The sequence below is a fragment of the Streptomyces sp. NPDC058291 genome (genome assembly GCF_042880855.1).
Classification (GTDB): domain Bacteria; phylum Actinomycetota; class Actinomycetes; order Streptomycetales; family Streptomycetaceae; genus Streptomyces.
In genome coordinates this window covers 171,647-197,196 of the sequence record NZ_JBHVYK010000001.1, presented here as the reverse complement: position 1 = coordinate 197,196, position 25,550 = coordinate 171,647, and the positions used below count along the sequence as shown (strand labels likewise).

The following is a 25,550-nucleotide window of genomic DNA, read 5'->3' as shown; positions in this document are numbered from 1 at the left end:
GAGCTCTGTCCGCTGCGCTATCAGTTCGCCGCCGTCCGGGGCGCCTCCGCCGCGTCGGCGCGGGCCTCCTGGTCGCGGTACAGGATAGAGGACCTCGCCGCGCGCGGTCGCCTCCGACGTCCGGTATCGCGCGAACCGCCGGCGAGATCGTGTGGCTGTCCCCGGCGCTGCCGGGCCGGACCCACGACGTGACCGCCCGTACCCACAAGATTCCCAGGATCTGCGCTCGCCAGGGCATCCCGATCCTCGCCGACAGGGTCTACATCGGTGCGGGCGGCGACTGGGGCACCACGGCCAAGCGCCGCCCGCCAGGCGGTGAACTCACCCTCACCGAGCAGACCAGGGTCCGGGCCCTCTCCACGGCTCGGGCACCTGTCGAACCCGGCATGGCACGGCTGAAGCCCTGGCAGATCATCCGCAGATCCCGCATCGGCCCCAACCGCATGACCGTCGTCACCAAAGCCGTCCTCACCCTGGAGAAGCGACACGGCGGATGACACGTCCCGGGGGCCGCGGTGCCCACGCCTGGGGGCTGTCACCCGCGTGGCTTGCGGTGGCGGGTGGGGCCGGGTGGGGACGTGGTCGACTGGCCGGGTGCGCGGTGCGGCGCGGGTCGCAAGGCGGGCCTGGAGGCGGTCATGGCGGAGGGTGGACCGTACGCGCGGGTCGCGGTGGTCACCGGGGCGGCGCGCGGCGTGGGAGCGGCGGTGGCACGCCGGCTGGCCCTGCGGGGCATGCGGGTGGCGCTGCTGGGCCGGGAGCTTGAGTCGTTGCGTCAGGTCGCGGCCGGGCTGCCGACCGAGGCGCACTGCTTCGAGGTCGACGTCACCGACGAGGCGGCGCTCCAGGGCGCGGCCCGCAGCATCGCCGCACGGCTGGGGTCCGCCTCGGTGGTGATCGCCAACGCGGGGATCGCCGCCGCGGGCCCGTTCGCTACGTGCGAGGCATCGCTGTTCGACCGGGTGGTCGAGGTCAACCTGATCGGGAGCGCGAACACCGCCCGCGTCTTCCTGCCCCAACTCACCCGCACTCGTGGGTACTTCCTCTAGGTGGCGTCCACCGCCGCGTTCGGTTCGGCGCCGCTGATGAGCGCCTATTGCGCGTCGAAGGCGGGCGTGGAGTCGTTCGCCCAGGCCCTGCGCACCGAGGTGCGTCCGGCGGGTGTGGGGGTGGGCATCGCGTACCTGCACTGGACCGGCACCGACGTGATCGCGGCCCTCGACGACCATCCGGTGCTGCGGGCCCTGCGTTCCCATCAGCCCGCGCCCGCCCGCCGCGTGCACAGTCCCGAGCAGGTCGCCGAATGGCTGGTGCGCGGGGTGGAACGGCGTGCGGTCAGCGTCTACGCGCCGCCGTGGCTGCGTCTGGTGCAGCCGCTGCGTCCGGTGCTGCCGCTGGTGGTGTCGGCCGTGGCACGGCGGTCGTTGTCGGCGCTGCCGTCCGAGGAGCTGGAGCGGACCACCGGGGTGCTCGGCGCGGGCGGCGCCGCCGACCTGCGGGCGCGCGGCGCGGTCGTGGCGCGGTGAACAAGGCGTCACGTTGCGAGCCGAGTTGGAGGGTGGGAGGCCCACTCTCGGCGCCTTCTCGGTGGCTGGCTATCCGGACCTGACCAGCAGTGTCGAGACGTTCGTTGCCTTCGCGCAGAGTGGCGCCACGGTGCTCGAGGTCGGCGCCCCCGCCGTGGACCCATGGCTCGACGGCCCCGCTATTGCCGCAGCACATCGCCGCGCGCTTCGTGGTGGCGACGGGGTGAGCACGACGCTGGAGACTGTGCGGCAGGTGTCATCGCTGTCGGACAGGCCCGTGATCACGATGATCTATTGGTCGACGGCGCTGGCCTATGGTCCGGAGCGGATGATTCGTGATCTTGCTTCCGTGGGGGCTTCCGGCTGCCTCGTTCCCAACTTGCCGCCCGCATACGCGTCGGCGTGGGCGATGGTGGCTGCCGTTGCCGGGATCACCGCCCCCCTCCTGGCCGCAAGCGGGGCTTCGCACGGCGAGCTGAGCGCCATCTGCCGGGCCGCGACCGGCTGCGTCTATGCGCCTGCGGCGGCGGGGCAGCGGACGGGCTACTCGGCCGGGATCGACCTCGACGAGCTGGCCTCGTTCGTCGGCCAGGCTCGGCGCATCGCGCCGACGACTGCGGTCCTCACCGGCATCGGCATCTCCACCCCTGAGCTGGCCGCATCCGCCGTCCGGGAGTGCGGTGTCGCCGGAGTGGTGATCGGATCACCGTTGGTACGCGCGCTCGCTGACGGCGGGCTTGAGCGAGCGCTCCCGGTTGTGGAGCGGTTCGCGGCCTCGATCAACCAGGCCCGTGCGGGGTGCCCCGTGCGCGGCAGCAGGCCGGGGGAGGGGCTGAGTCAGGTGTGACGGGCGAGCGTGACCGCATACACGAGCAGGACGCGGCAGGTCGTGACGGAGTGCCGGGAGCGCTGTTGGAGGCAGGGACTGGCCCTGGCGGTGCGCGATCGTCGCGCCGGTTGCCTCAGCATCCCAGATGGAGAACGCCTGCTACCCCTCCGATCCCGGCCGACGCGGGGCACGGGGAACTTTGCCGCCCCGCTGGCTGCGGCGTGAAGTTGCACCACGGCTGGTAGGCCGCCCTGCCCCGTGACCCGGGCCGGCGTGCCACTCGGGCTTGGCCAGGTCCGCGTACGGACTCCAGCAGACCGCTCACCGGTCCCGCTCGCGCTGAGCGCTCGATCACCCTGGGCCCTGGCGGCCCCCAGAGCCCCGCCTTGAGCAGGAGGAGGGAACGTCTCATCTTCCGCTCCAGCGGTCGATTAGGTCTCCCGCCTGGAGGCTGTGCACGCGCCGCCCTCTGCTTGACCGTGCCCCAGTCCGCGGGCGTGGCATTTCGCCCGACTGTGTGAACGATCGCCCGCCCGTGGAGCGCAGTGATTCCCCCGCGTGGCCGAGCGGAACATCGCGGCCTTGCCGGGCTAACCCCGGCCCCTCCTATCCTCCCCATCAGCGCCGATCTCCCTGCAACTCGGCAGTGCCCCTCCGCGGCTGGGCCACCGGGCTAGGCCACTGACCCACCAACCGCCTTCATTAGCGGGAAGTACTGACGTGAACCTGAACAACGTACGGCGCGCCATCGGACTGAGCCGCAGCGCCGGCGAGGCCGCCACCGCCGACCCCACGGCCAAGCAGGCTGTTCGATCGGTTACGAGGAGCACGGTGCCACCCCGGACCGGTTCAACCATTGAAATGACCGCCTACGTGCGAGGGGTGTACCCGACGTGTCCGCCCGGCGAAATCCGGGCTTCTCGCTGCTGTCCACGAGCCCATGAGAAGGTCCGCGAGCCGAGGACCGAGTGGAGCGCGCCTCTGCGACGCTCCAGGCCCACCGGCCGGCGATCTACCGGTACCCGACCGCACGCAGTTGGCTCCGCGCCACCATCCTGCTCTTCGACCGCCCGGCTGACCATCTCAAGCAGGCAGCGGTACTCCTTGACCGGCCAAAACCGGCAGGCCCCACTCCTTCGACGGGCCCATCACCTGGCGGCGCGGCGGCGCCCTTCGACAGCACCTCGGGCCGCCCGCAGCCGATCAGTACCTTGCCACCGCCGGCCCACAGCCCCCTCGCGGACCCCACCGCCTCTCCAGAAAGCGAGCCCCCTGATGATCAACTCCGCACCCACGCCCCCGACCGAGATGTCGGCGACCGAGTTCCACCCCGGCCACAGTCCTATCCTCGAGCCACCGGAGGGACCAAGCGCCCTCGCCTGCACCTGCGGCGGACTCCTGGATCCCACGCCGGGCGCCAAGGACACCCAACTCGCCCGGTTCCACGCCCACCTGGCGGAGACCTCTCGAGAAGAGACGCTCGCCTAACTCCCAGCCGGTGCCCTTCTCTTTCAACCAGCACCCCTTGGTTGGCCAACCAACTGTGTTGGCCAACCAAGGGGTGCTCTCGTACGAAGGGACGTGGCGTGGCGTCACCGGCACGGAACTTGACTCCCGTCTTCCAGCAGGTTCCATCGCCTGGCACGCGTCTCAGCCAGCCCGCGATCGCTGGCCGACATCGACGACAAAGCCCGCGGGCCCCAGCCCCGGCCGGCATTCCGCGAGGTGGGAAGCCCTTCACGGTCGTCACACCGTCCTGCGGGACAGTCCCTTGGAGCCGGCACGCTCATCGCCGGCTCCAGCACTGCTTCAGCTGCCGACGTCCACCCCCAGTACGTTACCTACAAGTGCGATGCCGGGCGGGCCTGCGTATACGACAATTCCGGAGGGGTCTGGAATATGGACGGCTGTGGAAACAACTACATCTACGGCCGTTTCAACTATGCCAGGGCCCACGGCAACAGCTTCAGGGTGTATTACGTGAACAAAACGTGGGATTTCGTCCCGGCGTGGGGTCAGCGGACCCTGGACGGCGGCAATTACGTCGAGCGAGTGGAAGTGAACTGCTGAGCGCTGACGACAAAAGCAGCCCCCCTCCAGCTTCAAGGAAGGGGGCTGCCTTCTTGGCCGGCCTCTCTTTTCCTCGGCTTGTACACGTCGGCGGGCTCCTCCGTCGGAGTTCCCGAGAAAGTGCGTCGTGGCGGCGGCCGGTGGCGTACCTCGCCCCACCGGCCCGCGAAAAGAGTTGCAGGCCGCGATTCTCCGCCCGCTACCGGTAGCCCGTCTTGCGCCCGATCCCGAGTGCCTGCACGCCTCGACGCTGCCCACCCCAGCCGTCAGAAGGCGCCCATACTCGGCCTCGGCCTCGGGCTCGGGAAGACCTCGGGTGGCGGATCGGTCTGGTCGGCCCGGCTGGGCTTTGGTCGCCGTACCGCGCCCTTGTCAGCCCCAGTTGGGGGTGGCGAACATGGTGGCCGCGTTGTAACCCGAGTGCGGGTAGGAGGCCGCCCAGTGCAGCGCCTCGGGCTGAGTGCGGGGGAAGTCCGTGGCCACCAGGGTGGCGAGGTTGTAGTAGGCCTCGCGCGTTCGGCCGTTCATCTGTGCGAGGTCGACCTCGGCACCTGCGGCCAGATGCTCGTCGAACGGAATCTCCACGACTCCCCGGCAGCGGGCGCGAAAGTGGTCCACGACCTCGTTTACCTTGACTGCCTTGCTCTTCTTGCGTACCTCGGACACGACGGTGAGGCTGCGCTTGACGAGGTCGTCGTAGCCGTGCGCACTGAGCCAGTCCAGTGTGGTGCTGGCACTGGTGGCACCATCCACGCTGGACGTGGCCACCACGATCAGCTGGTCAGCGACATCCAGGACCCCCCGCATCGCGCTGTGCAGCAGTCCGGTGCCCGAGTCGGTCAGGATGATCGGGTAATGCTGACCGAGGCAACCGACGACCCGCCGGTAGTCCTCGTCGTTGAAGGCCGTCGACAGGGTGGGGTCCGCCTCATTGGCCAGGATCTCGAGGCCGCTCGGAGCTTGCGACGTGAAGCGGCGGACTGCCATGTAGTTGGTGAGGTTGGGGATCTCCGCCACGAGATCACGGATGGTCGCTGCGGTCTCTCGCTGCACCCGACGGCTCAGCGTGCCCGCGTCCGGGTTGGCGTCGATCGCGATGACCCGATCCTGGCGTTCGGTGGCGAGCGTGGCACCCAGAGCGGTCGTCGTGGTCGTCTTGCCGACTCCGCCCTTGAGGCTGATGACGGCGATCTTGTAGCACTGCATCACGGGGGTGCGGAGAATGGCCAGCTTCTGCAGCCGCTCCCGTTCGGCTGCTTTGCCACCGATGCGCAGCCGGCTGATTCCCCGGCGATCGGCGCGCTTGCTGCGCAACAGTCGCTCGGAGGAGAGATCGGCCGCAGAGCTGTGCTCGGCTCCCCCACTCCGACCTGCCCGGTCCGAGGCCGGCCAGGAAGGCTGAGCGTGGTGAGCCGGCGTGTAGGGGGCAGGCATGTGGGGCGCGGGTGGGTGGGAGGCCGGCATGGGGGGCGCGGGCGTGTGGGGGGCTGCCATGTACGTGGCGGGCGGCGTGGGCGGAGCTCCAGCCGCACCCCACGGCGGCTGCGCCGTCTGTGCGTAGGGAGCGGACAGAGGCTCACGAGGGTGGCCGTTTCCGGGGGCGGCAGAGAGACTCCCGGGCTCGGGCGCCGGGGGCACGACATCTGCCGCCACCGCTACGGACGTCTGGAGTTCGGTAGCTGCGCCGGCCTGGTGCCCGTTGGTGAGAGAGCGGTCCGGTGGCGCGGACCCGGGGCCGTCGGCGCACTGGTCGCTTCGGGCGGTTGGTGGGCCGCCCGCGATGTCTGACTCGTTCGTCATGGTGATCATTCCTTTTGGCGAGATGGAAGGTCCGTGTGCCAGGGAGTTGTTTCCCCGGTGCCGTTCTTGATCCGCGGGCATCAGCGGGGCCCGTGGCACGGATCGGTGGTCGGGGGCCGCTGTGAGGCGGCATGCACCGGCCGATCCGCCGAGGGCGGTCGGCCACCAGGGATCCTGGCCGGTCTGGCCTGCTGCCGTACCGATGAGTTCGCGGTCCTCGCCGCTGACGCTCGTGTGAGGTGTTCCACCCGGCGCCGGCCTGAGGGCAGGCCGTCTGCCCTGGTCGGTGAAGAGCGCGGGCCGTTCCGGCACGGAGGGACACAGGGGGGCGACGCCCGGACGGCCTATCAGCGGCCGTGCCGACGATAGCGATGCAGCCCTGTTGGGAGACCCGGACCCCTGAGCGTCCGCGCGGACCAGCTTGCCGCTGTCGGTGATGGTGATTCCCAGGGCAAGGAATTCATCCACGCTCAGGACGCGCTTCTCACCGCGCAGAATCAGCGCTCGGGAGGGCTGGACGCCGGTCGTGCCCCCGGCGCGGACGGCAGGCGCCGAACGCGTGATGGCTGCCCGCCGGATGGATCCAAGGGCGTGCTGGACCTCCGGTTGGATCTCGAGGCGGCTGCGCACCCGGAACTGTCCGGCACGCAAGGTTTCGGTCCGCAGCAGCTGTACCTTCAGGGGACCCACGAAGGAGTAGCGCTGCTCCTCGGCGTATTCGCGAAGCTTCTCCACCAGGTCTTCACCGAGCATGACCAGGCATGCGTTGTTCAACTCGTGGTCGCCCGAGCTCAGTTCGACAACGAAGGCGTTGGGTGCGATGGTGCAGTCCTGGTTCCAGATCCTGGCGTTGATGTCGCATTCACGACGCAGAGCCCCGATGAATTCCAGGGGCTGTACCGCGGACTTGAAAACCTTGGCGAACACACCGTTTATCAGTATCTCGAAGCGCTGTTCCAGCTTGTTGAGTCCACCCACTGACAGCCTCCTGGAAGCCGAGCTGAGGCGCGCGGGGTCAGAGACCGCGAGCGTCACATCACTAATAGTATTTTCATAACCACGGTGAGTGATGTCGCTCGCTACGTCGCCCAGATTCACCGGATCGGGCCCCCAGCCGGTAAGCCGTTGGGGACGCGCCCGACGCGGATGGCATGGCTTCCGACGGAGGAGGAGGCTGCCAGGGAAGGCGTCGCCCCGGGCCGCGGACTGACGAAAAGTCAGGCACTCCGGCTACTGGGCGGTTCACAGGGCCTGCACGGGGCCTGCTGCTGATCCTGGACGGGCTGTGCTGTGCGTCATCGAGGGGGATCCCGGCGGGTCGGACTGTGCCGTGGCGGCGTGGCGGTCCTTGCGCCGCAGACACCCCGCGCGCCCGGTCCGTGTGTCGCCGGCGGGTCCCGACGCCGGACCGTGACGTCCTCCGCCGCTCGACCACCCCCTCGCCCCGTGCGACAGATCCTCGCCGGGCGGGACGCCTCCGATGTGCCGATGCCGCTGCTGGGGGAGTGATCGCCCCGGTGGTCATCATCGGGACCGACGCCGCCCTGGTCGGCAGCGGGCTCGCGGACGCCGACTGGCTCGCCCTACGCGCGGCCCGGGGGACGTGGGAGCGGCGGAAGGCCGGATGGCCGACCTGGAGCGGCAGGCCAACGTCCTGCTTTCACGAACGACGTGTTCCAAGGGGCGATGCGGCGCGTCGATCCGAAGCGGCTCGTGGTGGCGGCGGCAGTCCGGCCCGGCGCTCGAGGCCAACCGCTTCGCCCGCGACTACGGCATCACCCACCAGCCCGCTCCCGCCGCAGAGGCCTCTGTCCGGGCGTGCAACGACGTCGGTCGGGCTGCTTCTGTGTAACGGCCCTCACCACGCTCACGGTGGGCCGGAGCGCCAAGACGGTCACAGGCACGGAGTCCTGGTCGGGAACGTGACCCCCGGCTGCTTGCCCTCGTGAGGCTGGACGGCGCCATTGTGTGCTGAACCGATTGTCGTAGGCGGCTGAGAGTCTGGATCTGTGCTGATACAGGGATTCGAGAACGCCCCTCTCGTCGCGGGCGAGGAGCTGCTGGAACTGCCGGGGTTCTGGGCGGCCTATCTGATGTGGCTGAGTGAGACCCAGGAGTACGACGCCGTGCCGGAGTGGTTCGGTGTGGACGGGGCCGATGCCGCTGAGGCCTGGGAAGCACTGAGCGACGAGGACCGGTGGCCGGTCTTCCGGATCCCGTTCGCCGGCGGCCACACCGCGGTGGTCCTGGGCTGCAACCTCCCTGACGATCCGGGAACGGAGTACCTCATCACTCACCCCGAGTGGGGACGGCACGGACGTCTGGCCACCCTCGACGGCCACCAGGCCGGCCCGGGACTCTCCTGGCGAGAGCTCACGCACATCGCTCGAACGCCCGACCGCACCGCACCGGGAATTCACGCCGAACACGTACGCCTGCTCCTGCTGCTGCCCGCGCTGGGCGATCAGGACCTGCCCGAGGATGCCCCGGAGATACTGAGCGACGCGCTGGCGCACGCAGACCTGCCCGATACCCTCAGCCTCGCGCAAGCGCTCCTGGCGGATCACCCCTTGTGGGAGCCGGCTGAATGGGCTTTCCCCTCCGCTTCCCCGCTCTCAGGCAGCCGGGAGCCCTTTCCCGGCATTCTGCAGTGCGACGGACCTCTCAGTCCGCGGTGCGGCATTCGCCTGGCGCAGGGCATCACCCGAGAGCAGAGCGACAGGCTGGCTCACGCACTCGGCACCGGGCCTGCCGCCTGAACGGCGTGCGGACCACAGGAAGACAGAGGCCGGGCTACCGAGCTGGTGAACCGCGACGGCCTCCGGGAGCTCGAGGCTCGGTCGTCGTGCCCCATCACGACGATCGCGACACCGTCGTCCTGGTTTCTCTCCGGCCGATCATGGGCTGTGGGAGGATGCGGTCCGTGACGTGCGTTCGAAGGGGCCATGCCGCGTAGAACACCAGCTTCACTCCGGTCGCGGGAACATGGCTGGGGAAGACCCTGGGTGCGGTATCGCGACGTCCCCGGGCTGTCGGGAGCAGCGAATGCCGCCGTTCGTGTGCTCGAACGGGAGCGCTTGTCTCCGGGCGTCGTGGCAGTGGCGTTGAGCGTGTGGTCCGTGCGCGTCCATGGCACCAAACGCTGTTAGAACTCCTAACGAAATGATCTTCGAGGTGGTTGGATCACTCCGGGACTGATGATCTGGGGGTGCGGGGTGGCGCGGCCGAAGCCGTGGGAAGTCGACGACGAGCTGTGGGCGGTGATCGAGCCGCTTTCCTGCCGAAGGTGGAGCGCCGGATCCGGCATCCGGGACGCAAGCGGCATCCGGACCGGCTGGTGTTCCAGGGCATCCTGTTCGTCCTGCACACCGGGATCTCCTGGGAACATCTGCCGCAGGAACTCGGCTTCGGATCGGGGATGACCTGCTGGCGGCGTCTGGCCGAATGGACCGAGGCCGGGGTGTGGCCCCGGCTCCACGAGGTCCTGCTGGCCGAGCTGCGCAGCGCGAACGCCCTGGACTTCTCCCGGGCGGCCGTCGACGGCTCCCACATCCGGGCGTTAAAAGGGGATCCAAGACCGGACGAAGCCCCGTCGACCGGGGCAGGACGGGCCGCAAGCATCATCTGATCACCGACGCCACCGGCATCCTGCTGGCCGCCACCTTGACCGGCGGCAACCGCAACGACGTCACCCAGCTGATTCCACTCCTCCAAGCCGTGCCGCCCGTGCGCGGCAAACGCGGCCGGCCTCGGCGCCGCCCGGACGTGGTGCTGGCCGACCGCGGCTACGACCACGACAAGTACCGGCGCTTGGTCCGGGATCTCGGCGTGAAGCCTCTGATCGCCCGCCGAGGTACCGAGCACGGCTCTGGGCTGGGCACCCAACGCTGGGTCGTCGAGCGCGCCTTTGCCCATCTGCACTGGTTCCGCCGCCTGCGGATCCGTTGGGAGATCCGCGACGACATCCACGAAGCCTTCCTCACCCTCTGGTGCGCACTCATCTGCTGGAGACGTCTGCGCTCACTCTGAGGGGGACTCGGCGGGGGTGCATTCGGCTTCCTGGGCAGCCATGACCTCATCGCCATGCTCGAAGGCCCATGCTCCGACAGCGTCGATGGGTGCCAGCAAACTCCGTCCCAGGGCAGTGAGTCGGTACTCAACGCGTGGTGGGGCTCCGGGGTGTGCCTGCCGGTCCACCAGTCCGCTGGACTGCAAGCGCCGCAGCGTCTCGGTGAGGACCTTGGAGCTGATCCCCCCGATCTGCTCGCGTAATTCGACCGGGCGTCCGGGGCCGTCGCGCAGTGCCCAGAGCACGACGGCGTTCCAGGTGTTGGAGAGGAGGTCGAAAGCCAGGCGGGCACGGCAGTCGGCGAGGAAGGCGTCGGTCGTCACGTACCAAATGGTGCCTGACAGGCCCTCTAGCGTCGCTGGGAACGGTCCAAGCAGGTCGTGGGAGGAAATGCGTGATGAGAATCGGCGTACTGGGCACGGGGAACATGGCGGACGCGCTCGCCGCCCACTGGGTCCGGGCCGGGCACAATGTGGCCATCGGAGGACGGGACATGCACAAGGCGGAGCGGCTCGCGACGCGTCTCGGGGGCAGCGCGAAGGCGGCCAGTCTGCGTGCGGCGGCCGAGTTCGGTCAGGTGGTGCTGGCCGCGCTGCCCTTCGGCGCGGGGGCGAGCGTGGCGCGGGAACTCCGGGCGGTCCTGGACGGCAAGGTGCTGATCGACTGCTCGAACCCGGTCGGTCCGGGCTTCCTGCTACTGACACAGGGCGGCCTCTCGGCTGCACAGCAACTGGCCGCGGCGGCACCGGGAACTCATGTAGTCAAGGCGTTCAATCTCTGCCATGAGGACGTGTGGCGCATGTCGCCGCCCGTCTTCGACAGGCGACCACTGGCCGTTCCGGTCTGCGGAGACGACGAAACGGCTCTCGCTTTTGTGCACCAGTTGGTGCGGCATGTCGGCTGCGAGCCTGTGGCCGGCGGCGGTCTCGAACGAGCGGGACTCCTGGAAGCCACCGCCGCGCTCTTCATCGGGCTATGGGTCGGCGAGGGAGCCGATGCCCAAGCCATCGCACCCCCGCTGGCCTATGCCGCCGGACCGAGACACGAGGAACCAGAAGAGGCCGAAAAGGCTTTTCGTTAGGAGTTCTTAGAGGCGGTGGGAGGCTGAGTTCACCTGCCGTTGCTGCGGTGAGGGCTGGGCCCGGGACAAACTGCAAGACGCTCTGTTCATGCTTCCGCCCAGAGCCGCCGCCGAATTCCGGGTGCAGGTGGAGCGTCTGGACGTGGTGCTCCTCGGGCGAACCCATCACGAGCCGATGGCAGCGCCGGAGTTGGCGTGGCGGCATCGCAGGTGCTGAGCGTGCCCATGTCACCCGCTGATTCGTTGGCTCTTGTATGACTGGTTGGGGCGAACTGCCAGAGGCGGAGTGGTGCCGTCTCGAGCTGCTATTTACGCCGGCCCGTGGGCCGGGTCTGCCCGGCCTGGCGGACTGGGCCCGGCCTGGCGGACTGGGTCCGGCCTGGCGGACTGGGTCCGGCCTGGCGGACTGGGCCTGGCCTGGTGGGCCTGGGTCGGGCCCGGCGGACCGGACCCGGTCCGCTCGTGTCTGTGGATGGTCAGGTGAGCGGGATCTGCTTGTTGCTGGGGTCGGCCGACTGTTTGTCGGGGTGGACGGCGACGAGTCGGCTGCCCTGGGCGAAGGTGCTGTCGCGGCCGTGGAAGCGGTAGCCGGACTCGATGAGCTGGAGGATCTCGTGGCCCAGCATCGCCTGCGGCCCGCCTTCATCCGGCGTCTTCGTGGTGTCCCACAGGGCGCTGTTCCCCAACTGTTCGATGGCGGACCAGAAGTTGGCCGTGGTGAGCTGCCCACTGGTGAGCATGGTCTCGATCGTCGGTCCGAGACTGGTGACGATCTTGAAGACGGCGCGGGCCTGGATGCCGCCGTCCATGAAGGCGTAGTTGACGGGGACGGACCACTTGGTGGTGTTGAGTCGGCGGCCCATCCTCGCGTCCAGGGGGAGGTCGCTCTGTGCCTTGTTCTTCTGGTGCTCGGCCCACTGGCTGGTGTCGGTGGTGCGGCCGAGGACGAGTTTGTACTTGGCGACGGCTGCGGCCGCTGCGGTGGTGGCGACGGTCTGCGAGGCGGTGGTGGTCAGGTCGTCGCGGATGGTGGAGTCCAGGGCCTGCAGCAGGTCCGCCTTGGTGCGGCCTTGAGGAGCGCCGACCTGCGACTCGATCACCTCGTAGGAGTCGTTGACGTCGGCGTTGTTCATCAACCACCTGAAGTTGCCCCGGTTCTGCTGCCACTCGGCGTAGCCGGCGATGTAGGCGTCGATGCTCGGCTCCGCCTGGGCGACGAGGCGGGCCACCTCGGTGTCGATCGTGCCGGGGTGCTGCATGCGCTGCACGTCGCCCCCGCCCGCCGCAGGGCTCGGGGCCAGGGAGGCCGCTTCCGGGGCGGGGGAGGCCGTTTCCGGTGCGGGGGCCTGCGGGGGGTGGCTCATGACGCGCCGCGCGGTGGTCTCCGCCTCCTGCTCGAAGCGGTCCGAGGGGTCGCTGACACGCAGCCCGTCTCCCCGGTCGGTCCCGGCCACCGGCCCCGAGCGCTGCTGGATGACGTGGGTCAGCTCATGGGCCAGGGTGTGCCGGTCGATGCCGGAGGGCCCGGCGACGATATGGCTGCCCGAGGTGTACGCCGCCGCGCCGAGCTGGGCCGCGGAGGCCTGGGCGGCGGCGTCGGTGTGGAGGCGCACGTCGGAGAAGTCGGCGTTGAAACGGGCCTCCATGTCGGTGCGGCTGCGTGCGTCGAGCGGCTGGCCGCCGCTGCGCAGGACGGCGTGCACGGCGGAACGCTGCACCGGCTGCGAGTCCTGGGCGTGGCCGCAGCCGGCGCCGTGCCGGTGGGCGTCGGGAGCCGCAGCCTGTCCGCCCTGGCGCATCATCTGCGCCACGGCCGCATTCCCGGCGGAGCGCTGGAGGGCGAGCAGCGCCGCGGCCGGCGCCGTCACCGCTCGCGCCTTGGGCGCGCGGGCAGCCGTCGGGGCCTGCCGCCCCTTTGCTGCCTGACTGTCGGCGTGGTCGTACAAGGCGGTCCCCTTCGGCGTCGATGTGCGCGTCTTCCGGTGTACCGCGCGACCCGCCCCCCGGCTGTGTACGCGAGGGCAGACCTGGGTGCATGTGCGTTGCCCGCGGACACGGTCCGCCGGGCCGCTCACGCGCACGACTCGTCGCCCCCGGGGGGTCTGTCGCTGCCGACCGCGCCCACCAGATCCTGGAGAAGTCGCTACCGGCCGTTCCCATCCTGTCCAAGGGCCCAGTCCGCCATCGCCCTGTTCCTGCCCCGGCTGATCGCCCGCCGCATTCGCGGCCCGCTGAGGCGCTTGGGGCTCTGCGGCGTGACGTCGGCAACCCGCGGATCTACCCGTTCTGTGAATACGTCGCCCGAGCCTGCGAGCGGTTCCTCACCGACCGCGAGGCCCCTGCCGGGACGCCCACGCTCGGCGTGTGCCCGCAGACCGGCAGGGCGGGTGGTGACGGCTTCCACGGGCTCAGGCCACTGCGACCGCGGCGAAGGCGGGGTTTGGCCTCACCTTGGCCGGCTCCCTGCTTCGCTGCCCGGTGAGGCCGGTCGCGAGGGAACGCAGGGTGTGACACGGCGACAGTTCACCGATGACCAGGGCAAGCTCACCGAGCCGTACCTGCCGATGGGTGAGTACAGCCGGGCTGGGCTCAGGCGGGCGAGGCGTCGGTGCGGGCGTCGTACACGGCGCGTGCGGCGTCGATGTGCGTCAGGTGCGTGATGCTCCACTCCAACAGGGGTGCGGTGGCTTCGCGCAGGGTCCTGCCCATCGCAGTGAGTTCGTAACTGACGTGCGGCGGCATGACGTTGCGGACGGTCCGGGTGAGGATCCCGTCGCGTTCCAGGCCGCGCAGGGTGACGGTGAGCATACGCTGGCTGATCCCGTCGACGGCCCGCTTGAGTTCGGTGAAGCGGAGCGGCCCCTGACTGAGGTGACGCACGATCAGCAGCGACCACTTGTCGCCGACGATGCCGAGCACTTCACGAGCCTGACACGGGTCCTGTGGCCGTGCCGGCCGCGAATCGCCCCCCACTGTGCCGCTCATGGTTACCTCCAGAGAACCGGGGCACCGAAATGTGCCTGATTGATCGAGGTGCGGCAGGTGCAGCACGATGACTTCGGTTCCCGAAGAGTACCGAGGCACAAACAGGAACCGTAATGCTCCAACGCCTCCATGCCCCGAAGAGGAGAAATTCCCCTCATGTCAACTTTTCTGCTGGTACACGGCGCCTGGCACAGCGGCCGGTGCTGGGAGCGGGTGGTCCCGCTGCTGGAATCGGCCGGACACCGGGTGTTCGCACCCTCACTGACCGGCTACGGCGACAAGGCGCACCTGCTCGGTCCCGAGCTGGGACTCGACACGCACGTCGCGGACGTCGTCGAGCTGATCCACGAGGAGAACCTGACCGAGGTGGTGCTCGTGGGCCACAGTTACGCGGGGCTGGTCGTCTCCTCCGTGGCCAACGAGGTGCCGGAACGAATCGCGCACCTGGTGTACCTCGACGCGATGGTCCCGGAAGACGGCGAGACCGCCGTCGACGTGCAGCCCATGACCCAGAACCTGATCGACCTCGCCGCCAAGTCCGACGACGGCTGGCGCATACCGCCGCTGCCCGAGATGCCTGCGCCCCTCGGCCTGTTCGGAGTCACCGACCCGGCGGACGTCGCATGGCTGCGTGCGACGCTCTCCGACCATCCGGTGCGCTGCCTGCGGCAACCGGTCCGGCTGGACAACCCTGCCGTGGACTTCATTGCGCGCACGCACATCCACTGCGTCGGCGCAGAGCCGGAAGGCATCGTGCGGCGGCCCGTCCCCGCGACACAGCCCAACGGCTCCCCGGCACGGATACGGGAACTGCCGACCGGCCACGACTGCATGATCACCATGCCGGCAGACCTGAGCGAACTGCTGCTTGAATCCACCCGTCGGTAGCGTGCGGACCGCGACTGCTTCGGGCCGGCCGGGGACCGTAATGCGCTGGTTCCTGCCCCGGCCGCAGGTGTGACACAGGATCCGTTGCGGTGAAGCGTGGGCGTCGGACCGCAGCCAACAGGCGACGTCGACGGCCGACACCGGCAGCGAACCCGCCGCCCCGGCGGCGACCGAGGCCATGTACGGGGCGAGTGCGCTCCAGGGAGTCGCCGTTCGCCTCCGGTCTCGCCGTCATCAGGACCCCGACGGCGGCTGGGCGCCGGGCGGCGGTGCGTAGTAGTACCGGCGGCACGCTCTGACGAGGGTTTGTCCGGACAGCGTGAAAACGTCGGCGAAGTCCGTGCTGGCCGGTGTCCTGTCCGCGGTGCCGGGAGCGGAGTGCACCACGCGTCCCAGCGCCACGATCGTCTCACCGTCGGCTATGACGGTGTCCAGTTCGTGCCGTCTGAGCGGCGAAGCCTGCGCCGTGTGGGCCCTGAGCACCGCGTCGCGCCCGCGGCGCGGCGGCGCGCCGGGATGGTCGAGGGTCACGTCCGTCTCCGTGAGGGACGCGTATCCGTCCATGTCCCCGATGTCGAGGTAGTGGTAGGTGAGCAGTACGTGGTTGACGCCGGCCGCCGTCACCGCCGGATGGGCAAAGGACGTCCGGATCCTGTCGCTTGTCATGAATCGATGGCCGACCTTTCGTGAGCGGTGAACGGACGGGGTGGTGAACCGAAGGAGCGGTGAACGGACGGAGCCGTGCCGACGGGCGCACCGGGCGATCGTCCGACGCCGCGTTAACCCGCCGCTATCGCCGCGGTATCCCGGTGCAGTGATCGCCCGGTGTCCACATCGTTGGTCACCGCTGATCACTCGCGGGACGGATCACCGGCGTCCGGTGGGCCGGGCGGTGCCCCGCCTGTGACCAGGGCGTGTTCGGCGCCGGGGCCCGCAGGCGGCACCGCTGTTCACCTAGTGCTCAAGCCCTGTCGCGCAAGGAGCAGGGTCTTATACTCGGCTCTCGGAGCGCGGTGATCCACTTTGGGTGTTGAGGGAGGAAGTCATGGGCGCAGTGCACGTCCGGCTGCAAGACCGGACTGTGGGCCCTGCCTTTCAAGTGCTGGGCGAGCTCAAGGTGTTCAGTGACCACGGCACCGTGCCGATCTCGGCGGGCAGGCAGCAGGTCCTCCTCGCGGCCCTGCTGCTGGAAGCCGGACGGCTGCAGAACTGTGATCACCTGATCCGGCTGCTGTGGGCCGAGGACCCGCCCGAGACGGCGCGCACCCAGGTGCAGATCTGCGTCTCCCGGATGCGCAAGACCCTGGCGGACGCGGCCGTCCCGGCCACGATCGTCACCCGGCCGCCGGGCTACGTGCTGCACATCGACGACTCCGCCCTCGACCTGAGCGTCTTCAGGCGGGCGGTGGCCGAGGCCGGAGCGCTGGCCGGCCGGGGCAGCCCCGCCGAGGCGGCCGGCACCCTGCGCGCGGCGGTGGGCCTGTGGCGCGGCCCGTGTCTGAACGGAACGTCCAGCGAGGCGCTCGCCCGGATGGCGCAGCACATCGACGAGGAGCGCTTGTCCGCGACCGAGTCGTACCTGGAGCTGGAGCTCGCGCTGGGCCGCCATCACCAACTGACCGCCGAGATAGCCTCCCTGGTCGGTGACAACCCCCTGCGTGAACGTTTCCGCGGGCAGTTGATGCTCGCCCTGTACCGCTCCGGACGACAGGCGGAAGCCCTGGAGGCGTACCAGCAGGGACGCAAGCTGCTCCAGGAGGAGCTCGGCCTCCAGCCCGGCGAGGACCTGCGCAGACTGGAGCAGGCGATCCTGACCGAGGACGCCTCCCTGCGGCTGGAGCAGATACCCGTCACCGTCGTCGTCACCGAGCCGCGACCGTCGGCGAGTCGGCCGGCCACGCCTCCGTCCTCGTTCCCTGAGGGGACATCGTTGTCACCGGAGCGGTCCACGACCAAGCGTGGTCAAGTGCCCCGGCAACTGCCCGTCGACACCGCCGACTTCGTCGGCCACGAGGACCTTGTCGCCGAGGCGGAGGCCGTCCTCACCAGCACCTCGCCCGACCGGGCCACCGGCATCGTCGTCGTCGCCGGCCGTTCCGGCATCGGCAAGAGCACCTTCGCCGCCAGAGTCGCCCACCGGCTGGCCGAGTCCCACTTCCCCGACGGCCAGCTCTACTGCCAGCTGCGCGGCGGCCGTGCGGATCCGCTCGCCCCGCGGGAGGTCCTCGGCCGTTTCCTGCGTGCACTGGGCCTGCCGGGGCCGGCCATTCCCGACTCCCTCGAGGAGCGCGGCGAGATCTACCGCAGCATGCTGGCGGACCGGCGGATCCTGGTGGTCCTGGACGACGCCGCCAGCGAGGAGCAGGCCTTCCCCCTGCTGCCGGGCAGCCGCTCCTGCGGCGTCCTCGTCACCAGCAAGACACGGCTGACCGCCCTGCCCGGCGCCCACCGCGTGACCCTGGACATCCTCGGCCGGCAGGAGTCGCTGGACCTCATCGGGAAGGTGGTCGGCGAGGACCGGGTGCGCCGCGAACCGGAGGCGGCCAGGGCACTGGCCGCCACCGTGGGAGGCCTGCCGCTGGCACTGCGCATCGTCGCCGCGCGTCTGGCGGCCCGCCCGCACTGGCCGCTGGCGTCGATGGTGCAGCGTCTCGCCGACGAGAGCCGGTGTCTGGACGAACTGACCCATGGGGAGATGACGGTGCGCGCCAGCCTCTCCCTCACCTATGAAGGACTGGCCGGCACCGACCGCAGGCTCCTGCGTCTGCTCAGCCTCGTCAAGGGCTCCGCCTTCCCCGGCTGGGTCGGCAGCGCGCTGCTCGACGACCCGGACGCCAGCCCCTACCCGTCGGACCTCATGGAACCGCTGGTCGACGTGCAGATGCTCGACGTCGTCGGCGCCGACGCCACCGGTGAACCGCGCTACGGCTTCCACGACATCATCCGGCTGTTCGCCCGCGACCGGCTGGCCGCGGAGTCCGACGTGAGCGAACGCAGAGCCGCGGGCCGTCGGCTGGGAGGCGCCTGGCTCTCCCTGGTCGCCCAGGCCCAGCAGCGCATCTTAGGCACCGGCTACATCAACGGGTCGGCCCCGCACTGGAACCCGCCCGCGGCGCACGTCCGCAGCGTCCTGGCCCGGCCGATGGAGTGGCTGGACACCGAACGCGAGAACCTCAGCCTGACCGTGGAGAGCCTCGCGCAGGACGGCGAGGACGACTACGCCTGGGAACTCGCCGTCAACCTCGCACCCTTCTTCGAGGCGCGCGGCTACCTGGACCACTGGGCCCGCACCCACCGCAAGGCGCTGACCGCGGTGCGCCGCCGAGGCAACCAGTTGGGTCAGGCGGCGCTGCTGGCCTCCCTCGGTTCGCTGTACCTCAACCGCCGCGACCTCGCGGAGGCACGCAAGGCACTGACGGCGGCGCGGGACCTCTTCGAGACGCTGGGGCACGGCAAAGGCCTCGGGATGTGCCGCAGGGACCTCGGCGTCGTGGAGCGGCTCGCCGGCCGCGACGCCGCGGCGATGCAGCTCTTCCTGGAGGCGGAGCACGACTTCGAACGATGTAGTGAACCCTGGGCGAGGGCCTCCGTGATCGTCCAGCGCGCGGCCGTCCTGCTCAGGCAGGGCGACGTCGAGCGGGTGGAAGCCGAACTCGAAGAGGCGCTGCACATCTGGCGCGACCTCGGGTACCTGGGCGGACAGGCCCGGGTGCTGCAGCGCGCTGGCCAGCTGCACCTGCACCGGGGGCAGCTGGAGGACGCCCGCAAGGTGCTGTCCGAAGGCCTGGGCATGGTCAGGGACGACGGCGACGTGATCGGCGAGGGGTACATGCTGCTCGATCTCGGCCGGGTGCACGCTCACCTGGGAGACCGGGCCGAGGCGTCCTCCCTGTTCGACCAGGCGCTCACCGTCCGCGAGGAGATCCTGGACCAGGCGGGTGCGGCCTCCGTGCAGGTCGACATGGCCGACCTGGCGCTGCGCGCCGGCGACGCGGCGGGGGCCGGAGACCTGCTCGCCGACGCCACGAAGGTGTTCGCCACCCTCGGCATGGTAGAAGAACAGAACCGTGCCGCAGGCCTGCTGGCGCGCCTGTCCTCGCACGGTCTGCCCGATGGCGGATGACATCGTGACCGTCCTGGCCCGGACCATGCCCGGGACCCGCCGCCGACCGAGGGCCGCGGCGCTCGGATGAAACCAGACCGTGGTGAGACGGGTGACCCGCCGTCCGCCGGCGCCGGTGCGCCCGCGCGCGCATGGCAGAGCGCGTTCCTGCGCCGGTTCGTGGGACGGGAGGACGAACTGGACCGCTTCCGCGTGCTGCTGGAGGAACACTCGGACCCGGCCGCGGTGCCGGACGACCGCACGAGCCCGGTCGCGGTGCTGGCGCTGCACGGGCCCGGGGGAATCGGCAAGACGACACTCCTGCGGCGCTTCGCTGTGGAAGCCGAGCAGCGCGGCCGGCACGTCGTCGAGGTGGACGCGGAACGGACCGAGCCGACCGAGCGGGCCTTCGCCGCCGCGGCGGACGTCGCCGGGACCGGCCGGCTGGTCCTGCTCGTCGACGCCGCGGACCACCTCGGGAGCCTGGAAAACTGGTTCAGGGACCGGTTCCTCACCCGGCTGGCACCGGGCTCCCTCGTGGTGCTCGCCGGACGTCGGCCCCCGAGCCTGCGCTGGCGCACCGACCCGGCCTGGTACGACACGCTCCGCGTCGTACCCCTGGAGGGCCTGTCCCCGGCCGCGTCGGCGTGGCTGCTGCGGGACACCACGACCGGCCGGACCGCCGACCGGGCGGCCCGGCTCGCCTTCGCGGGCGGACACCCCCTCGCTCTGCGGCTCGTCGGCTCCGACCGGGGCGACGGACCGCCCGGCGAGTGGCAGCCGTCGCCCCACGTCGTCGAGGAACTCCTCAACCGCGTGGTGGGTCCCGTGCCGTCACCCGTCCACCGGCGGGCGCTGGAGATCTGCGCCCACTTGACAGAGGTCACCGAGGACCTGCTGCGAGTCCTCCTGCCCGACCACGCGCACGAGATGTTCGACTGGATGCGCCGGCAGCCCTACACCACCAGCCACCGCAACGGCCTGCGCCTGCTGCCCGTGGTGGTCCAGGCGCTGGACCGGGACCTCAGATGGCGCGCGCCCGACTCCTACCTGTCGATGCACAAGGCGGTGCGGGCCCATCTGCACCACCTGCTCCGCTCCCGCCCGGAACCAGCCTCCCTGCGTGCGGCCGCGGCCTACAACCACATCCAGACGGGGGGGAGATGGCTCCCCGGCTTCGACTGGAGCGACCGCGACGACCGGGTGCGTGAGACCACCTGCGACGCCGAGGACGTCCCCCCGGTGCGGGCTTTGATGCGCGAGGAGTTGGGTGCGGAGAGCGACGCGGCCCTCGACTTCTGGCTGCACCGACGGCCGGGCGGCTTCCGCGTGTACAGGTCGGTCCGGTCGGGTGAGGTCGTCGGCTTCCTCGGCCTGTTGAACTTCGACCGGTGGGACGCGGTGGAAACGGGGATCGATCCGGTGGTCGCCTCCGTACGCGACCATGTGGAAGCCGACCGGGAACTGCACCCCGGCCGGCGGGTGCAGCTGGTGCGTTTCCTGCTGGTGCGCAGGCGTTCGGCGGACCGGCCGGCCGCGCTGGCCGGGATGCTGGCCCGGATCACCCGGGAACTGCTGAGCGAAGACCGGCTGGAGTGGACCTTCCACGCGTCCGGCCCGGACGACTGGACGGCACGCCTGCTGGAGTTCGCGGACTTCCGCCGGCTGCCGCGCGGGCCGTTGCTCGCCGAGCGGGCCGTCACACTCTTCGGACACGACTGGGGCGCGATGGGAGTGAGCGAGTGGAGCGACCTGCTGGACGACCGGATGCTCTCCGGCCTGCGGACCTCCGGCATCACGAGCCTTCCGCGCCCGTCCGTTCTGTCCAAGGCGGCCTTCGACCGTGCCGTGCACGACGCGCTGCGTGCCTGGCACCAGCGGGAGCGCCTGACCGCGAACCCTCTGCTGCACGCCGCGTTCGTCGCTTCCCGCTCCGGCGACCCGGAGGACAACCTGCGCGCCCTGATCCTGCGGGCGATCGAGGCGATCGACCAGGATCCCAAGGCGAAACTGCAGAAGGCGGCCGTCCGGGAGACCTACGTGGAGGGGGGCAGCACCCAGCAGGCCGTGGCCCGGGAGCTGTCCCTGTCCTTCAGCACCTACCGCCGTTACCTGAAACAGGGCATCGCGCGGGTGAGCTGGCAGCTGTGGAAGCAGGAACTGACGCAGGCCGCGCTGGCCGCCACGTCTTCCTGGACGGCGCCCTGCCCGCCCGGACACCGTGACCGGCCCGCTCCGGCACAGCCCATCAGGGCGGTATCGGCAAGAGATAGCGCCGTCAAAGTGGAGTGATTACACGGCCTCCTAATTTTCACTCAGAAACAGAAAGCCGTGGAGAAACGAGTGAGGGAGCACAGCCCATGAACCGTATCGACGCACTCGTCGTGAAAGCCGTCACCGTTATCACCGTCGTCGTCGCCGCCCTCGCTCCGCTGGGCACAGCGGCCGGCGCAGCCGCCGCACAGCCGCAGCACGCGGTCACCACGCAGGCCGACGGCGACGGTGCCACCGACGACACCAACCCCTGGAGCTGACGGCACGTCATCGGGCGCACCGCGGTGGTCCGAGGCGCCGTGGCGGTGACGTCCTGGACGGACACACGAGCGGTGACCAGCCGCGCGTCCCCGCCTTCGCCGGCCTCCGTCCCGCCCGCGGGAGGCCCGCGCGGCCGACGGGAGTCTTTCGACGGTCCCGCCGTCGGGAGCGACACAGGGCAGCACCAGCTGGAAATGAGGTCGTGTGGATTTCCGAATACTAGGCTCCCTCCAGGCGAGCGCGGACGGCGTGACCGTCCCGCTCGGCGGAGTGATCAAACGCCGTCTGGCCGCCTATCTCCTGCTCAACGCCGACCGGGTCGTGCCCACGCACAAGCTGCTCGACGTCCTGTGGCCCGAGGAGACCCCCCGTACCGCGCGCAAGATGATCGGCAACGCAGTCCGGGGCCTGCGGCTCGATCTGGCGCACGGGGCCCCGGAGACCCGGGCGGTTCTGCTGACGCGCGCTCCCGGATACCAGTTGCGCGTCGCCCCCGACGCCGTGGACCTGTTCCGCTTCCGCCGGACCGTGGAACGCGCACGGGCCGAAGCCGGCGCCGGCGCGCATGCCGCGGCGGCACGCACGCTGCGCGAGGCGCTCGGGCTGTGGCGGGGGGCCGCACTCGCCGACCTGGCGGACGCCGGCCTGAAGTGGCCCGAACTGGACGGCCTGGAGAACGAGCGACTGGACGCCCTCGAGCACTACTTCGAAGCCGGGCTGGCGATCGGCAACCACCACGAACTCCTGGGTGAGCTGCGGACGGCCGTCGCCGAGGACCCCCTGCGGGAGCGGCTGAGCGGCCAGCTGATGCTGGCGCTCTACCGGTGCGGCCGGCAGACCGAGGCGCTGTCGGTGTTCCGCCGCATCAGGGGCGAACTCGTGGACCAGTACGGCCTGGAGCCGTCGCGGGAGCTGCAACGTCTGGAACGCGCCATCCTCGAACACGCCCCCGACCTGGACGTGCCGTCGGCCGTGCCGACAGAGCCGGTGGCCGTGGAGCACCAAAGCCCGTCCGAGCAGGCACGCGTGCCGTCCCTCGTCGGGCAGCAGGCCGCCCGCCGGCCGGACGTCTCCGGCGCCCCGTCGATGAGCCGCGTGCTGTCGCGGATGGCTCCCGACGGCAGACGCGATCATGGTGTGGTGCCCGCCCTCGTCGAGGACGGCGGACGGCAGCGTACGGGACACCGGGCGGGGCACCGGCGCGGACGTGTCAGCGTCGTTCTGGTGTGGGTGCGCCACGACCTGCCCGACGGTCACGACCTGGACGACGTCCAGCAGACCATGGCGGAGATCGACACAGTGATGCGGCAGGAGTGCGCGCGCAACGGGGGGACCGTCGGGCCGGCGACGGCACCGATGTTCTCCGCCGTGTTCGGCGCCGACAGCCCCCGCCGGGACGACGCCACGCGTGCGGTGCGGACCGCCTTCGCCGTGCGGGACTGGCTCGACTTCAGCCGCCTGCGCGGCGGCGCGTCCAGCGCACGTCTGCACATCGCCGTGGGCACCGGCGACGCCTGTCTGGCGTACCTGCCGGCGCACCACGGCGTTCCGAGCGTCACGGGGGATCCGGTCGACCGATGCTTCCGGCTCCTGGCGATGGCCCCCGAAGGCCAGGTACGGGTGTGTGAGGCCACCCGTCGGGCGACGGAGCCGGACATCTCCTACCACCTGGGTCCCGAGCCCCCGGACGGCTGGGAGGCGGTCCGCTCCCGGCCGGCAGCGATCCACGGCCTGCAGACGGAAGACGCGTTCCTGGGGACCGGCTGAGCCATGGAGGGGCCGGCCCGCGCCGGGGCTCACGGCCCGACCTCGCCGAAGAGGTGCGGGAAGTGGTTGATGTCACGCGTGACCCGTTCGATCAGGGTGCGCATGCTGTGCGGTCCGTCGGCCAGGCCGAGGCCGTCGCGGTGGCGCACAACCGCGGCGCGGGACAACTTCAGCGCACCGGGCACGGCGTAGCGGATCGCACCGGAGGCGTCACGGCAGGGCAGCACGTCGCCCCGGGCGTACCGGCTGGCGCTGAACGGAATGTCGAGCGTGCCGTCGGCGAACGCCGCGACGACGGCACGGGCAGGGTCGGCGGCGCCGAGGACCGGGGCGACGAGGTCGTCGACTTCGGCGAGCAGCCACTCCAGTTCCTCCTCGACCCGTTCGGTGTCGACGGCGACGAAGTCCAGCAGCGGTGAGTTGGCGACCGCGGCCAGGCGCATGCCGTCGATGTTCGCCTGCGCGTCGGGAATGCCCAGTGCCTCCTGGTGGGTCTTGGTGACCAGTTTGGCAGCGCCGCCCAGCCGGGCGGTGAGCGCACCGTAGAAGATCAGCTGCTCGGCGTGGGACCGCCGGGTGGGGAAGACGCCCATGAACTCGTGCAGTACGGGATACACCTCGACGTCCGCCGGCAGATAGCGCCGTGCCAGTTCGGGGATGGCGCGCAGTGCGGCGACGTCCTGGGCGAGGTGTCCGCCCTGCGGATAGGACAGGGACAGGCAGCCCACGCCCTCGGCGGCGGCGAGAGCGGCCTCGATGACGCCGATGGCCAGGCTGATCGACGGTGGCGTCAGCACGCCGGTGAGGGTGCCGAACAGCTCGCGGTCCACCGTCAGCCCGGCGCGCCGCAGGTCACCGGTCATCGCGTCGACCTCGCGCCAGCAGGCCAGCGAGTGCGCGAGCGGTACGTCCTTGCAGTAGGGGAGGTTGTAGGAGATGCCGCCGCCCTCGAACGATGTCGCGCCGGCCGCCATGGCGACCTCGAACAGACGGCGGGCGTCCGGGGAGCCGTGCCGGATCTCCACCGGCGCGGACACCGACTCGACCAGTTCGCGGCCACGCCGCCAGCCGTGCGCCACGAGCGGGTAGCCGTTGAGCGCGCCCGGGTCGGTACCGGCCAGGCGGGCGGCGTGCTCGAAGCGGTTGAGCCGTGTGTGGGAGTCGATGGTGATGGTCAGGACGTCCGGCCGTGCGCCGGCGTCGAGGGAGCGCATCAGCTCCAGCATCTCGGCGTGTCCGCCTACCCCGCAGCGGGGCTGGACGGCCACCACCGCGTCCTTCACCGCGCGGGCCAGTACGTCGCGGGTGGTCGGCGTCCCGCGTGTTCGGGCGTAGCGCACGATGTCGGTCGTGGACGGAAGGTCCGGGTCGGTGAGGGAGTGCGCGTCGACGGCGAGGTGCATGTTCCGGCTCATATCGCTCGGGGGACCTGGGACCGCGTGGTCCGCCGGGCCAGTTCGCGCAACAGGGGGAGGAGATCGCTCAGCTCGGTCAGGATGTGGTCCACACCGAGCCGGTGCAGCCGGTCCAGCGCGCCGGGATCCTTCCTGCTGCCCACGGACAGGTTGCCGCCGAGGACCACCGGGCAGGGCAGCTGCCCCGCGGCGCGGGCGGCGGGCAGGTCACGCAGGTCCTCGTGGGCGTGGCCGTTGAGACTGCCGATCACCACGGCGAGCACGCCGGTGTTCTCGCGCACGGCCCGGACGAACTCCGAGACCGGCGTACAGGCACCCAGATTGATCACGGTGTAGCCCTCGGCGCGCAGATCGTGCGCGATCAGCTGGTTGGCCACCGCGTGCGCGTCGCTCGCCGTCACGCCCAGCACGATCACGTCGTGCCCGGACTCCGGCGAGTCGGTGTGCGCGGGAACGCCCCGCATGGATTCTCCTTCCCTGTGG

Annotated in this window: 17 protein-coding genes and 3 pseudogenes; 13 read left to right on the top strand and 7 right to left on the bottom strand. The window is 70.6% G+C overall.

Annotated features, from left to right (window positions below):
• Positions 1 to 140 precede the first annotated feature (140 nt).
• From ACFVYK_RS00950 to ACFVYK_RS00935, 4 genes and pseudogenes are all read left to right on the top strand, one after another.
• Positions 141 to 497: pseudogene (locus ACFVYK_RS00950) on the top strand (transposase family protein); the annotation flags it as partial.
• A 141-nt stretch (positions 498 to 638) separates the two neighbouring features.
• Positions 639 to 1,526, top strand: a pseudogene (locus ACFVYK_RS00945) (short-chain dehydrogenase/reductase).
• A 13-nt stretch (positions 1,527 to 1,539) separates the two neighbouring features.
• Entirely contained in the window at positions 1,540 to 2,373 is an 834-nt protein-coding gene (trpA, locus tag ACFVYK_RS00940; RefSeq protein ID WP_389767089.1) for a tryptophan synthase subunit alpha, read from the top strand.
• Positions 2,374 to 3,630: 1,257 nt separating this feature from the next.
• The gene (locus ACFVYK_RS00935) at positions 3,631 to 3,843 is read left to right on the top strand and encodes a hypothetical protein (RefSeq protein WP_389767088.1); all 213 of its coding nucleotides are present in this window, start codon (positions 3,631 to 3,633) and stop codon (positions 3,841 to 3,843) included.
• A gap of 954 nt (positions 3,844 to 4,797) precedes the next feature.
• Here ACFVYK_RS00935 and ACFVYK_RS00930 read toward each other — a convergent pair.
• Positions 4,798 to 7,203 (bottom strand): FhaA domain-containing protein, encoded by a 2,406-nt coding sequence (locus tag ACFVYK_RS00930; protein ID WP_389767086.1) that lies wholly within the window; start codon positions 7,201 to 7,203, stop codon positions 4,798 to 4,800.
• A gap of 502 nt (positions 7,204 to 7,705) precedes the next feature.
• On the opposite strand from ACFVYK_RS00930, the gene ACFVYK_RS00925 reads away from it, so the two are divergent.
• The 3 genes and pseudogenes from ACFVYK_RS00925 (at position 7,706) to ACFVYK_RS00915 (ending at position 10,254) form a co-directional block, all read left to right on the top strand.
• Positions 7,706 to 8,077, top strand: a complete 372-nt coding sequence (locus ACFVYK_RS00925) for a DUF6417 family protein (protein ID WP_389767084.1) — start codon at positions 7,706 to 7,708, stop codon at positions 8,075 to 8,077.
• 157 nt (positions 8,078 to 8,234) lie between these two features.
• Positions 8,235 to 8,984 carry a hypothetical protein gene (locus ACFVYK_RS00920; protein ID WP_389767082.1) on the top strand — a complete coding sequence of 250 codons (750 nt, stop codon included), beginning with the start codon at positions 8,235 to 8,237 and terminating at the stop codon, positions 8,982 to 8,984.
• 438 nt (positions 8,985 to 9,422) lie between these two features.
• Positions 9,423 to 10,254, top strand: a pseudogene (locus ACFVYK_RS00915) (IS5 family transposase).
• Here the strand turns inward: ACFVYK_RS00915 and ACFVYK_RS00910 are convergent.
• Complete coding sequence (locus tag ACFVYK_RS00910) at positions 10,246 to 10,617, bottom strand: winged helix-turn-helix transcriptional regulator (protein WP_389767080.1); 372 nt, start codon at positions 10,615 to 10,617, stop codon at positions 10,246 to 10,248. The pseudogene ACFVYK_RS00915 and the gene ACFVYK_RS00910 sit on opposite strands and share 9 nt — an antisense overlap.
• 74 nt (positions 10,618 to 10,691) lie before the next feature.
• Here ACFVYK_RS00910 and ACFVYK_RS00905 point away from each other — a divergent pair, with 74 nt between their 5' ends.
• A complete protein-coding gene (locus tag ACFVYK_RS00905) occupies positions 10,692 to 11,375 on the top strand; it encodes an NADPH-dependent F420 reductase (protein ID WP_389767078.1) in 684 nt (227 codons plus the stop codon).
• Between the two features lie 476 nt (positions 11,376 to 11,851).
• Here ACFVYK_RS00905 and ACFVYK_RS00900 read toward each other — a convergent pair whose 3' ends face one another.
• Positions 11,852 to 13,243, bottom strand: a complete 1,392-nt coding sequence (locus ACFVYK_RS00900; RefSeq protein WP_389767076.1) for a DUF4157 domain-containing protein — start codon at positions 13,241 to 13,243, stop codon at positions 11,852 to 11,854.
• A gap of 721 nt (positions 13,244 to 13,964) precedes the next feature.
• A complete protein-coding gene (locus ACFVYK_RS00895; protein WP_389767074.1) occupies positions 13,965 to 14,360 on the bottom strand; it encodes a winged helix-turn-helix transcriptional regulator in 396 nt (131 codons plus the stop codon).
• A gap of 156 nt (positions 14,361 to 14,516) precedes the next feature.
• Between ACFVYK_RS00895 and ACFVYK_RS00890 the strand changes: the two genes are divergently transcribed.
• The gene (locus ACFVYK_RS00890; RefSeq protein WP_389767072.1) at positions 14,517 to 15,248 is read left to right on the top strand and encodes an alpha/beta fold hydrolase; all 732 of its coding nucleotides are present in this window, start codon (positions 14,517 to 14,519) and stop codon (positions 15,246 to 15,248) included.
• 234 nt (positions 15,249 to 15,482) lie between these two features.
• Here the strand turns inward: ACFVYK_RS00890 and ACFVYK_RS00885 are convergent, their stop codons facing one another.
• Entirely contained in the window at positions 15,483 to 15,914 is a 432-nt protein-coding gene (locus ACFVYK_RS00885) for a nuclear transport factor 2 family protein (RefSeq protein ID WP_389767070.1), read from the bottom strand.
• 379 nt (positions 15,915 to 16,293) lie between these two features.
• Here ACFVYK_RS00885 and ACFVYK_RS00880 point away from each other — a divergent pair, with 379 nt between their 5' ends.
• From ACFVYK_RS00880 to ACFVYK_RS00865, 4 genes are all read left to right on the top strand, one after another.
• Entirely contained in the window at positions 16,294 to 19,371 is a 3,078-nt protein-coding gene (locus ACFVYK_RS00880; RefSeq protein ID WP_389767068.1) for a BTAD domain-containing putative transcriptional regulator, read from the top strand.
• A gap of 66 nt (positions 19,372 to 19,437) precedes the next feature.
• Positions 19,438 to 21,642 carry an ATP-binding protein gene (locus ACFVYK_RS00875; RefSeq protein WP_389767066.1) on the top strand — a complete coding sequence of 735 codons (2,205 nt, stop codon included), beginning with the start codon at positions 19,438 to 19,440 and terminating at the stop codon, positions 21,640 to 21,642.
• A gap of 68 nt (positions 21,643 to 21,710) precedes the next feature.
• On the top strand, positions 21,711 to 21,884 hold the full coding sequence (locus ACFVYK_RS00870) for a hypothetical protein (RefSeq protein ID WP_389767064.1): 174 nt from the start codon (positions 21,711 to 21,713) through the stop codon (positions 21,882 to 21,884).
• 205 nt (positions 21,885 to 22,089) lie between these two features.
• Complete coding sequence (locus ACFVYK_RS00865) at positions 22,090 to 23,652, top strand: BTAD domain-containing putative transcriptional regulator (protein WP_389767062.1); 1,563 nt, start codon at positions 22,090 to 22,092, stop codon at positions 23,650 to 23,652.
• Positions 23,653 to 23,681: 29 nt separating this feature from the next.
• On the opposite strand, the gene ACFVYK_RS00860 is transcribed toward ACFVYK_RS00865, so the two are convergent.
• On the bottom strand, positions 23,682 to 25,067 hold the full coding sequence (locus tag ACFVYK_RS00860; protein ID WP_389767060.1) for a methylaspartate mutase: 1,386 nt from the start codon (positions 25,065 to 25,067) through the stop codon (positions 23,682 to 23,684).
• Positions 25,064 to 25,531 carry a cobalamin-dependent protein gene (locus tag ACFVYK_RS00855; protein ID WP_389767058.1) on the bottom strand — a complete coding sequence of 156 codons (468 nt, stop codon included), beginning with the start codon at positions 25,529 to 25,531 and terminating at the stop codon, positions 25,064 to 25,066. Before ACFVYK_RS00855 ends, ACFVYK_RS00860 begins: the two co-directional genes overlap by 4 nt.
• Positions 25,532 to 25,550: the final 19 nt, after the last annotated feature.

Excerpts from the sequence above, each read along its gene's own strand:
- ACFVYK_RS00860 (WP_389767060.1), bottom strand. The coding sequence starts at position 25,067 with ATGAGCCGGAACATGCACCTCGCCGTCGACGCGCACTCCCTCACCGAC.
- ACFVYK_RS00890 (WP_389767072.1), top strand. The coding sequence starts at position 14,517 with ATGTCAACTTTTCTGCTGGTACACGGCGCCTGGCACAGCGGCCGGTGC.
- ACFVYK_RS00895 (WP_389767074.1), bottom strand. The coding sequence starts at position 14,360 with ATGAGCGGCACAGTGGGGGGCGATTCGCGGCCGGCACGGCCACAGGAC.
- ACFVYK_RS00935 (WP_389767088.1), top strand. The coding sequence starts at position 3,631 with ATGATCAACTCCGCACCCACGCCCCCGACCGAGATGTCGGCGACCGAG.
- ACFVYK_RS00880 (WP_389767068.1), top strand. The coding sequence starts at position 16,294 with ATGGGCGCAGTGCACGTCCGGCTGCAAGACCGGACTGTGGGCCCTGCC.
- ACFVYK_RS00925 (WP_389767084.1), top strand. The coding sequence starts at position 7,706 with ATGTGCCGATGCCGCTGCTGGGGGAGTGATCGCCCCGGTGGTCATCAT.
- ACFVYK_RS00905 (WP_389767078.1), top strand. The coding sequence starts at position 10,692 with ATGAGAATCGGCGTACTGGGCACGGGGAACATGGCGGACGCGCTCGCC.
- ACFVYK_RS00855 (WP_389767058.1), bottom strand. The coding sequence starts at position 25,531 with ATGCGGGGCGTTCCCGCGCACACCGACTCGCCGGAGTCCGGGCACGAC.
- ACFVYK_RS00875 (WP_389767066.1), top strand. The coding sequence starts at position 19,438 with ATGAAACCAGACCGTGGTGAGACGGGTGACCCGCCGTCCGCCGGCGCC.
- ACFVYK_RS00885 (WP_389767070.1), bottom strand. The coding sequence starts at position 15,914 with ATGACAAGCGACAGGATCCGGACGTCCTTTGCCCATCCGGCGGTGACG.
- ACFVYK_RS00870 (WP_389767064.1), top strand. The coding sequence starts at position 21,711 with ATGAACCGTATCGACGCACTCGTCGTGAAAGCCGTCACCGTTATCACC.